Below are 9,644 nucleotides of genomic sequence, written 5' to 3' on the forward strand. Positions count from 1 at the left end.
GTCCCCCCTCCAGCGTGAGGAAAGGGGCGCAGATGAAGCCGGGCAGACCCTCATGGAGGGTCTCGGACCAGCCGCCGCACAGCACGGCCGGGGCCTCGGCGTCGAGGCCCCGGCGCATGCGCGCGACCAGGTGCGCGATCATGCCGATGTGGCCCTCGACCATTCCGAGCTGCAAGCTGGAGAGGGTGTCCTGCCCCCAGGGCTCGGGCTTGCGCACGTAGGGCACGTGGCGCAGCTGGGCCGTCTTTCCCACCAGGGCGCGTGCGGCCGTCCCGAGCCCGGGGGCGATCGCGCCGCCCACCACGTGACCGCGTGCGTCCACCACGGTGAGGGTGGTGGCCGTTCCGCAGTCCACGGCGATCCCGGGCACCAGGCCGCGATCCAGCAGCGCGATCGCGTTGGCGATCCGGTCGGCGCCCATGGAGCGCGCCGGGTGATAGTCCACCGTCAGGCCGGAGCTGTCGGCATCCAGCACCCGCAGCTCACGATCTCCCCAAGCCCCTCTCAGCGCCTCGGTCGCTTCGGGCACGACCGAGACGATGCTGGCGCCCCATCCCTCGGCCAAAAGCGGCGGGATCGCCTTGAGCGACGCCGTGGAGATCGCCTCGATCGCGATCGGATCGGCACCGTCAAACCAGCCGAACCGGGCGTTGGTGTTGCCGATGCTGACGACGAGCATGCGGGGGTTCTTGAAATCATGTTTAAAGTTTGGTATTGTGATCATTCCTGTACCGGCGTTGAAACAACGCTTTCACCTACATCCCGACAATCCTGGAGGAACCAACCGTGCCGAAAGTCTGCGCCGTCTGCGAGAAGGGCCCTTCGACGGGTTTTAACGTCAGCCACTCGAACCGGCATACCAAGCGTCGTTGGCTCCCGAACCTTCAGAGCGTTCGTGCGAATGTCAACGGCACTGTCCGTAAGCTTCGCGTTTGCACGTCCTGCTTGAAGGCTGGCAAGGTTCACCGCGCCGTCTAAAAGGTTCTGGCGTCACTTTACACGGCAAAGGCCGGGTGGGTCAAAACCTACCCGGCCTTTGCCATGGGTTGCGCTAGGCGAGATTGCCTAGCACCGCGTGCGCGGATCCCCCGACTTCGCTCGCTCGTTCTTGGGCTATGCTGGGGCCGGCGCGTCTCGAGGGGCGGTTGCAGGCCCCTGCGGACGGGTACAAGGGAGGGCGCGAGGATCCACCATTGATTCGCCGTCTTCAGCCATTCATCGTCGCAGCGGCCATCGCCCTCGCCTTTTCGGGGGCGCTCGTGGCCGGCATGCTGGATGCCCCCGAGCGCGCGTCGCTGGTGGGGCGCCTGCGCCTGCGCGGCCCCCTGAACCCGCCTTCCGACGTGGCGATCGTCGCCATCGACGAGGCCTCGCTCGTGCGCTACGGCCAGATGCCCTGGGACCGGCGGCGCTTCGCGGCCCTCCTGGATCGCCTGCGCGCGGACGGGGCCAAGGCGGTGGGCATCGACGTGGCCTTCAACGAGGCGGCCCGCGAGCCGGCCGAGGACGTGGCCCTGGCCGCGGCGATCGCGCGGATGGGGCGGGTGGTGCTGCCGGCCTACAGCCTGGCGGGAGGAGACGAGGGGCGCACCGTCCTCTTCGAGCCCCTGCCCGCCCTCCAGGCGTCGGCGGCGGCCCTGGGGCTCGCCCAGTTCACCACCGCCGACGAGATCCACGAGCTTGCGCCCATGCGGCGCGAGGGCGACATCCTGCTTCCGACCTTCGGCCTCGCCGTGGCCCGGGTGGCCGGCCTGAAGGTCTCCGCGAACACGCAGGGCTACCTCAACCCCATGGGCCCGGCGGGCCACTTCCCGCGCACCAGCTTCCACGAGGCCCTCGCTGCCCCTACGGGCGCGTTCCGGGGCAAGATCGTCCTGGTGGGGGCCACGGCCCAGGGCCTGCCGGACACGGGCTTCTCGGGCCCGTTCATGCAGCGGGGCCGCATCAGCGGGATCGAGCTTCACGCCACCGCGCTCGCCAACCTCAGCGTCACGGGCCCCCTGCGCCAGCCGCCCGTCCCCTTGACCCTGCTTGGCCTCCTGGCGCTCGGTCTCGGCCCGGGGGCCTACCTGGCCTCGGATCGACCGGGACTGCCGGGTCGCCGGGCCCTGGTCCTGGTCGCGATCCTGCTCGTCCTCGGGATCGTCGCGCAGGGGGCCATCCTGGGCGGCTGGTGGCTGGATCTGGTGCCGGCCGTCGGGGTCGCGGGTACCTGCTTCGTGGCCGGGCTCGCCGCGCAGCAGGCGCGCCTGCTGCGCGATCGCAACCGGATGCTGGAGTGGTATGCGGCGGACCTGGCCCGCGAGGCCCGGCGCGAGCGCGAGCGGATCGACGGGGAGCTGCACGACGAGACCCAGCAGCTCTTGATCGCCCTGACGCGGGACCTGCGCCGGGTCCGCAAGCTCCAGGCGAGCGATCCCGCCGCTGCCGGCGAGCGCCTCGACGGGGCCGAGAACCTGGCTCGGCGCATCCTCGACGAGGTCATGCGGGTTCGAAGGGCCCTGGTCCCTCACACCCTGGGCCGATCGGGCCTGCGCGTGGCCGTCGAGGAGATGGCCGCCGACTACGCTGCGCGCAGCGAGGGGCTCGCGGTGGAGGTCGAGGTCGAGGCCTGGCGGCCTCTCGACCCGGGGCGCGAGGCCGAGCTGTACTGGCTGCTCAAGGAGGCCCTCAACAACGCGCTCAAGCACGCCTCGGCGCGGAACATCCGCTTGATACTGCGCGTCGAGGGGAATGATGCCATCGTGGCCGTCGCGGACGACGGCAAGGGCTTCACGGTGCCCGATCTGGCGCGCGTGCCGGAGGGCCCCGAGCACAGCGGCCTGCACCGCATGTGGGTGAGGGTCCAGGCGATGCGAGGCCGCCTGCTGATGGCCTCGGCGCCCGGCGAGGGGACGCGGATCGAGATGCGGTTTGGCCGAGACGGAGGTGCGGGATGAGGGTATGGCGCGTGCTGGTGGCCGACGATCACCCGATCGTGCGGCGAGGCACCTGCGAGTTGCTCGCCGAGGCCGAGGACGTCGAGGTGGTGGGCGAGGCCGCCAACGGCCTGGAGGCGATCGCCCAGGTGGATCGCCTGGATCCCGACGTGCTCGTCATGGACCTGAGCATGCCCGTCATGGACGGGGTGGAGGCGACCCGCCGCCTGAGGGGCGGCCATCCGGGGCTCGGCATCGTCATCCTCTCGGCTCACGGCGAGGAGGACGTCGTGCTGCGGGCCCTCCAGGCGGGGGCCAACGGCTACCTGCTCAAGACCGCCGACGAGGAGCAGCTCCACGAAGCGGTGCGGCTGGTGGCTACAGGCAAGCCGGCCCTCTTGCAGCCCGAGGTCACCCGGGCGGTGATGGGCTCGGTTCGCGCCGAGCAGGGGCCCCCGGTCGAGAGGCTCTCGGATCGCGAGCGCGAGATCGTCAAGGAGGTCGCCAGGGACCTGGGCAACAAGCAGATCGCCACGCGGCTCGGCATCAGCGAGCGCACCGTGCAGCAGCACCTGAGCAACATCTTCGCCAAGCTGGGGGTGGCCTCGCGCACCGGGGCCGTGCTGAGGGCCCTCCAGGAGGGGTGGCTCACCTTGGAGGACACGCAGCCATGAGGATCGGATCCCTGCTCACCCTGATGATTGCCGGCTGGCTTGCGCTCGGGCAGGCGGCGCTCGCCGCTGGCCTCGCGCACCTCGTCGAGATCAAGGGAGAGGTCCAGGTCCTGAGCCCGGGGAGCGCCGATTGGCGTCCCGGTCGCGAGGACGAGGAGCTCTCGGCGGGTGATTCGGTCAGGACCGCTGCCAGTTCCGAGGCCACCGTCGTTCGCAACGACGGCACCACGGTCTCCCTGCTGCCCTTCGCCCAGCTGGTCATCGAGGACGAGCAGGGCTTCATGGTCCGGGCGGGCCGCGTCTGGAGCCACTTCACCAAGGCCCTGGGCGCCCCGTTCTTCATCCGGACCCCCGATGCGACCGCCCTCATCCGAGGCACGACCCTCGGGGTCGGCTACGAGGAGGAGCGATCGCGCGTGACGGTCTACGAGGGGCTGGTCGAGGTGCGCGATCGCGAGGAGCGGAGCCAGGACGTGGCCGGAGGCTTCAGGGTCGAGGTGGACCGCCTGGGCCGCCTCCAGCGCCTTGAGCGGGCCGAGGGGCGCGAGCTGGACGAGGGCAGGGCCTTCCGCCTGCGCCGGGGCCTGGAGCGCCTGGATCCCCGCGGCGCGGATCCTGCGGGCCCCCGGCCGAGAGGAGCGGAGGGTCGCGGGCGCGAGCGGCTGCTCAACGGCCCCATGCGCGAGCAGCAGCGCGGCGGGCGGCTGGAGCGCCAGGAGCTGCGGCAGCAGCGGATGGACAAGGTCGATCGACGCCTGGAGCAGACCGTCCAGCGGATCCGCCAGGACCGGACGGATCGCCAGGAGCAGCAGGACCGCCAGGATCAGCGCAACGAGAGGCAGCTAGACAAGCAGCGGAGGCTGCAGCCGTGACGCGGCGAGCGATCGCCGCCCTCGCTTTCGCGCTGGCCCTCGCCTCGCCGGCGGGGGCCTGGGAACTCGGCAGCCCTTACGGCCGGATCGGCTGGGACCTGGCCGTCGATGACCACGTCTCGGGGCAGCAAGCGCCGGATCCGCTGCGGTTCGCCCGGGGCAACGCCGACGCGAGCGGCGCGCTCAGTCTCGGCGCCGGGCAAGAGATCGCCCTCGACGACGATCGCATCCTCACGCTGTCGGGAGGGCTCAGGGGCTCGCGCTACGCCCTGTACCCCGAGTTCTCCCGGGCTTGGGGCAGCCTGTCGCTCGAGCTCGCCACCTACGACCTGCTGTGGGGCTGGGACGCCTTCTGGGGAGTGAACGCGGGCGGGGATTTCGCGAACGGTCGCACCGGTGGCCTGAGCCTCGGCCTGGAGCGCTCCTTGTGGGGGGGCGTCACGGGCGCGCTGGCGGCTGGCGCCTACCGGTACCTTGGGACCGAGCAGAGCGAGCATGCTGGCGGGTGGGGGGAACTTTCCCTGCGACGCCGCTTCGGGTCGCTGGGTCTCACCGTGGCCTGCAGCCTGCTGCGCCGGGGCTATCAGGCGGGAGGCGCCGACGCCAGCCAGGCGCTCTCGGCGTTCGTCACCTGGCAGCTCTACCCGGGCCTCTACCTCAAGGCGAGCGCCGAGCGCAACTGGAACCAGTCCGACCTGACGGGGGCGACCTACGCGGGGGGGTTGCTCAACATGGGGAGCGTTTACTACGCGTTCTGAATCAGCCCGCGATCGCGCGCATGCGCGCCAGATAGGCCTCGCCCCGGGGGGTGAGCCGGTAGGGGCTGTTCATCCCGCAGCAGCCGCGCTCGAAGGCTTCCCCGACCGCGCAGGCGCCGCCTGACGAGCTGCAGCCGCCACTGCCGCAGCCGCCCCCGGAGCCGCAGCCGCCCTGGCTCGTCTCCTTGAAGTTGCCCTGGGAGTCCATGTGGTGGCAGGCCTCGAGCTGCTGCTCGTGCAGGAAGCCTGCGTCCTCGAGCTGGATCAGGAGGTTGGCGGCCATGTCCGATGAGAGGGCGAAACGGCGCTTGATCTCGGTCACCGGGGCACCCTGGTGGGCGTGGATGTAGGCGAGCACGTCGCGGAGCACAAGGAACCTCCCGTCGCTAGGCCTTGGCGCCCAGCTCGGCGCTGGCGAACAGGAACATGGTCAGCTCCTGCTGGACGCTGGGGTCGATGGCCAGGAACTCGACGCCGATCTCGAACACGCCGTTCCCGGCCGGGGCGAGGCGCCGCACCGCCCCGGTGACGGTGATGAAGATGGAAGGGTCCAGCACCAGCTGGAAGTCGATCTCTAGCCCGATGGGGGGCTGGCAGCCGGTGGCGGCGAAGCGCATGCCGCCCCCGCTGATGTCCAGGGTGCGCCCCAGCCGGTAGAAGTCCCCGGGCAGCTTGTAGCGGACCGGGATCTCGACCTGCTTGCGGAAGTGGCGCCGGCGCTGCTCGATCGAAACGTCCGAGCCCAGCGAGAGCGTGACGCTGTCGTCGGCGATCACGGCCACGGAGGCGGTGCGGACGATGCGCGCCCCGCCCTCCCCGTCGTAGTGGACCTTGAAGTTCTGGCGGGACTTGAAGGCCGTGCCGGGCGGCACGAGGAGCGAGATCTGCTTGGGGGGGGTGACCCCGCCCACCTCGAGCTCGATTGGATCGTCGCCCAGCTGGATCCTGAGCCTCTGGCCCGGGGTGGGCAGGGGCGCGAGCAGGCTATGGGCCATGCTCAGCAGCTCCTTGGTCTCGATCGGCTTGAGGAGGGCCCCCTGGGCGCCGTAGGCGGGCGAGTAACGCTTGTGGCGCTCGTCGGTGGAGAGCAGGAGCACCGGCAGGTGCTGGGTCGCCTCGTTGCCGCGCAGGATCTGGCACAGCTCGAGGCCGCTCTTCCCGGGCAGGCCCACGTCGGCGATCATCAGATCCGGGGGCTGCCTGGTGCAGAGCGTGAGGGCTTCCATGCCGTCGCTGGCCAGGAGCAGGTCGTATCCGGCCTGTTGAAGGGTCATGGTGAGGTTGCGTTGCATGAGCCGAGAGCTGTCGGCCACCAGAATTGTCGGCATGATGTTTGCATACCCAGCTCTGAGCCGATCTTGTCCGCCATGGGCCCCGGCTTGCGTGAAGACACGCTCATAAAAACAGCATGTCGGGCGCGTGACGCATCCCACCGACGCAATCGGGCGATCTCAGGGATGATGGGGGCGTCGTCGCGACGTTTGAGAGCATCAAGCAAAACCAGGCATGTTACGACCTTTGGCCGCCGTGGGCGGCTTGAGGAACAGTCCTGTCAGACGCTCTAGAGGAGGTCGGCTCACCATGGTGACCCACGGCGGTCGTTGTCCCTTCTGCGAGAACCGAACCACTCCCGGGGTCGGAGCCCGAGCGGGCTTCTGGATCTGCATGCCATGCAAGACCGTGTTCGACAACTACGGCCAGGTCTACCAGAGCGCGGTCGAGCGCGCCATGGCCGAGCCCGGCTCCGCCCAGAGGCGGCTGGGGGGCCAGGAGCCCCGGTTCCAGGTGGTGCCCAGGATGCGCGCTCGCAAGAACGGCTGATGGGCCCTTTTGCCGCCGGGTGAGAGATCTCACTTGTGCGCCCCGGGATGCAACGGTATTATTATCCGGACCTTGCGATGAGATTACCTGCATGGATTCTCGTCTTTTCTATCGTCTGGAGGTATCAAGCTTTGCAGAAGCGTCTCTACGCCCTCGCCCTCAGCCTTTCGGTGCTGGCGATCGCCACCCCCGCCCACGCCCAGCTTCGCCGCTCGACCGGCGCCCCGCAGCCGGCCGCCGAGGCCTCCTCGGCGGCGACCGCCCGTCCCAAGAGCGACGTCCGCGTCTTCATCGGCCCTGCCTTCAGCTCGAGCGGCCAGGTGAGGTCGATGACGAAGCGCTCGCAGGTGACCGAGAGCAAGGTCGAGGCCGCCAACACTCCCAACGAGAAGCGCACGACGACCGTCACGAACAGCGACTCCGACACGTCGTTCGGCGGCGGCCTGGGGGTCATGTACGGCGTTGACGGCAACTGGTGGGCCACCGATCGCTTCGGCCTCGGCGCCGGCCTGTTCGGGGCCTACCTGGGAGCGGGCCAGTCGTACAACGTCCTGAACCTGGACGGCAAGAAGATCGAGGACTTCCGCGAGAAGAACGAGGCCAACGAGACCAGGGCCGCCAACGGGGCCTACACCGTCTCGATCCCCAGCTTTGCCGGTTCTCCGAACTACTCGGTCAGCGTGACCCCTGACGGCGGGCTCGCCCAGGGCACGGCCGATTCGCGCACGGTCTCCACCACCTACACCGGCTTCACGACCCCCACGGGGGCCGGCGTGGGCTTCACGCTCAGGGCCGGGGATCAGACCGTGGGCGGCGTCAAGACCACCTATGATTCGAAGGGTGGCGCCAACTTCGCCTTGAATCGCGGCGTGATGGTGCACGACGTGTCGCTGCACGGCGACTTCATGGCGGTGGATGCGCCCGCGGGCAGCGTTTCCTTCTTCGCCGGCCTCACCATGCCGATGACCAGGCAGTGGAGCAGCCTCACCGCCAAGACGGTGGGCGAAAACGGTCAAGGCGACGAGGCGAGCATCAACACGATCACCGAGCAGGGCTCGGACAAGGGGCACACCAGGTCCACCTTCAAGTACAAGGAGACGTCGTCGCTCGAGGCCTCCGCGCTCGCCGTCGGGCCCATCGTCGGCGTCAAGGCTTCGGGCACCATGGGCAACCTCACCCTCTTCTCGCAGGTCGGCTGGGCACCGATGATGTTCGGGGCCTCGACCACGACCTCCGCGACCAGCATGGACAACACCGTCACGACGGAGCGGAAGAACGACAGCGGCACCACCCAGATCGCCGCCGAGGGAACGTCCACCCATTCGGCCAAGTCCTCCTCCAGCACCCAGACGTTCGGCACCGTCGCCGGTTTCAACGCCGCGTACGGCTCGGTCGGGGTCGGCATGCCCGTGGGCCCCGTGGCCCTCTCGCTCGAGGGGACCGCGCGCAGCTATCCGATCATCAACGACACGATCTACGGCGCCAAGCTCGGCGCCGGCTTCAACTTCTAAGTCGCGTCCAGCCAACGGCAAAGCCCCCGGGAGAACAAATCTCCCGGGGGCTTTGCCGTGCACGCCTACTGCGTGGGCATGGGCTTGCCGCCACCGCCCCAGACCTTGGGTTCGGTCGCGACCATGTCCTTGAGGCCCTTGGCCAGGGCGTCGGTGTTCTTGACGGCGTTGCCCGAGCGGTTGTCGATGATGCTCGCCTGTGCCTTGGCCGCCGCCTTCTCGAGGTCGGCGAGCTTGGGCTGCATGTCGGCGGGAGCCTTGTCGCGGGCCTGGCCGATGAGGTCCCGGCTCGCCTCGACGGCGCGCGCAGCGCCGTCGAGGTCCTTGCGCGAGAGCAGCACGCGGGCGTCCTCGACCTTCTTCGAGGCCTGCTCGATGAGCTCGGGGCCGGTCTTCGCTGCGGGGACCACGGCGGTCGTCGCGCGCTTTTCCGCCCCGCCGCCGCCGCCCTGCGGCGCACTCTGTCGCTGGCATCCGAGGAGCGCCACCGAGAGCGCCAGGGCGATGCCGATCAAGCCTTTCATCGCGCGAACCCCTTTCGTATCGTCCCGAGCCGCTCGCTCCGAGCCAGCGCGTTACTTGGTCATGGGCTTGCCGCCGCCGCCCATGACCTGGGATTCGGTCGCGACCATGTCCTTGAGGCCCTTGGTCAGGGCGCTCACCTCGCCGACGGCGGCGGGCGAATGGCTGGCGATACTCGCCTGGGCCTTGGCCGCCGACTTGTCGAGCTCGGAGAGCTTGCCTTGCAAGTCGGCGGGGGCCTTAGCGTGGGCCTTGCCGATCAGGTCGCGGGTCTGCTGGACGTCGCGTTCGGCGCCCTTGAAGTCCTTGCGGGAGAGAAGGACGCTGGCGTCGCCCGACTTCTTGGCGGCCTGCTCGATGAAGGTGGGGGCGGTCTTGGCCGTGGTGGTCGTGGTGGTGGTGGTGGTCTTCTTCTCCACCCCGCCGCCGCCGCCCTGCGGCGCGCTCTGCTTTTGACATCCGATGAGCGCCACCGTGAGCGCCAGGGCGATGCCGATCAAGCCTTTCATGCGCGAACCCCTTTCGTATCGTCCCGGGCCACGCCCGGATCTCGCGTGCCCTCGAGGGT

General features: G+C 69.6%; 12 protein-coding genes. 7 read left to right on the plus strand and 5 right to left on the minus strand.

Annotated elements, in window-relative coordinates; genetic code table 11:
• A partial coding sequence (locus V6D00_12435; GenBank protein HEY9899983.1) for a type III pantothenate kinase occupies positions 1–679 on the minus strand: 679 nt, incomplete at its 3' end.
• Between the two features lie 107 nt (positions 680–786).
• Here V6D00_12435 and rpmB point away from each other — a divergent pair.
• The 5 genes from rpmB (at position 787) to V6D00_12460 (ending at position 5,222) form a co-directional block, all read left to right on the plus strand.
• Positions 787–978, plus strand: coding sequence for a 50S ribosomal protein L28 (gene rpmB / locus V6D00_12440; protein ID HEY9899984.1), 192 nt, complete (start codon positions 787–789; stop codon positions 976–978).
• Positions 979–1,193: 215 nt separating this feature from the next.
• Positions 1,194–2,939, plus strand: a complete 1,746-nt coding sequence (locus V6D00_12445; protein HEY9899985.1) for a CHASE2 domain-containing protein — start codon at positions 1,194–1,196, stop codon at positions 2,937–2,939.
• Positions 2,936–3,592 (plus strand): response regulator transcription factor, encoded by a 657-nt coding sequence (locus V6D00_12450; protein ID HEY9899986.1) that lies wholly within the window; start codon positions 2,936–2,938, stop codon positions 3,590–3,592. Before V6D00_12445 ends, V6D00_12450 begins: the two co-directional genes overlap by 4 nt.
• Entirely contained in the window at positions 3,589–4,464 is an 876-nt protein-coding gene (locus V6D00_12455) for a FecR family protein (protein ID HEY9899987.1), read from the plus strand. Before V6D00_12450 ends, V6D00_12455 begins: the two co-directional genes overlap by 4 nt.
• A complete protein-coding gene (locus tag V6D00_12460) occupies positions 4,461–5,222 on the plus strand; it encodes a hypothetical protein (protein HEY9899988.1) in 762 nt (253 codons plus the stop codon). The genes V6D00_12455 and V6D00_12460 overlap by 4 nt, the downstream gene beginning before the upstream one ends.
• 1 nt (position 5,223) lies before the next feature.
• Here the strand turns inward: V6D00_12460 and V6D00_12465 are convergent, their stop codons facing one another.
• Both V6D00_12465 and V6D00_12470 read right to left on the minus strand, forming a co-directional pair.
• Positions 5,224–5,592 (minus strand): hypothetical protein, encoded by a 369-nt coding sequence (locus V6D00_12465; protein ID HEY9899989.1) that lies wholly within the window; start codon positions 5,590–5,592, stop codon positions 5,224–5,226.
• A gap of 16 nt (positions 5,593–5,608) precedes the next feature.
• Positions 5,609–6,550 carry a response regulator gene (locus V6D00_12470; GenBank protein ID HEY9899990.1) on the minus strand — a complete coding sequence of 314 codons (942 nt, stop codon included), beginning with the start codon at positions 6,548–6,550 and terminating at the stop codon, positions 5,609–5,611.
• 253 nt (positions 6,551–6,803) lie between these two features.
• Between V6D00_12470 and V6D00_12475 the strand changes: the two genes are divergently transcribed.
• Positions 6,804–7,043, plus strand: coding sequence for a hypothetical protein (locus V6D00_12475; GenBank protein HEY9899991.1), 240 nt, complete (start codon positions 6,804–6,806; stop codon positions 7,041–7,043).
• 131 nt (positions 7,044–7,174) lie between these two features.
• Complete coding sequence (locus V6D00_12480) at positions 7,175–8,554, plus strand: hypothetical protein (GenBank protein HEY9899992.1); 1,380 nt, start codon at positions 7,175–7,177, stop codon at positions 8,552–8,554.
• A gap of 65 nt (positions 8,555–8,619) precedes the next feature.
• Here V6D00_12480 and V6D00_12485 read toward each other — a convergent pair whose 3' ends face one another.
• Together V6D00_12485 and V6D00_12490 are read right to left on the minus strand one after the other, a co-directional pair.
• Entirely contained in the window at positions 8,620–9,078 is a 459-nt protein-coding gene (locus V6D00_12485) for a hypothetical protein (protein HEY9899993.1), read from the minus strand.
• 51 nt (positions 9,079–9,129) lie between these two features.
• On the minus strand, positions 9,130–9,585 hold the full coding sequence (locus tag V6D00_12490; GenBank protein ID HEY9899994.1) for a hypothetical protein: 456 nt from the start codon (positions 9,583–9,585) through the stop codon (positions 9,130–9,132).
• Positions 9,586–9,644: the final 59 nt, after the last annotated feature.

It is taken from the genome of Pantanalinema sp. (assembly GCA_036704125.1).
In the GTDB taxonomy this organism is placed as follows: domain Bacteria; phylum Cyanobacteriota; class Sericytochromatia; order S15B-MN24; family UBA4093; genus JAGIBK01.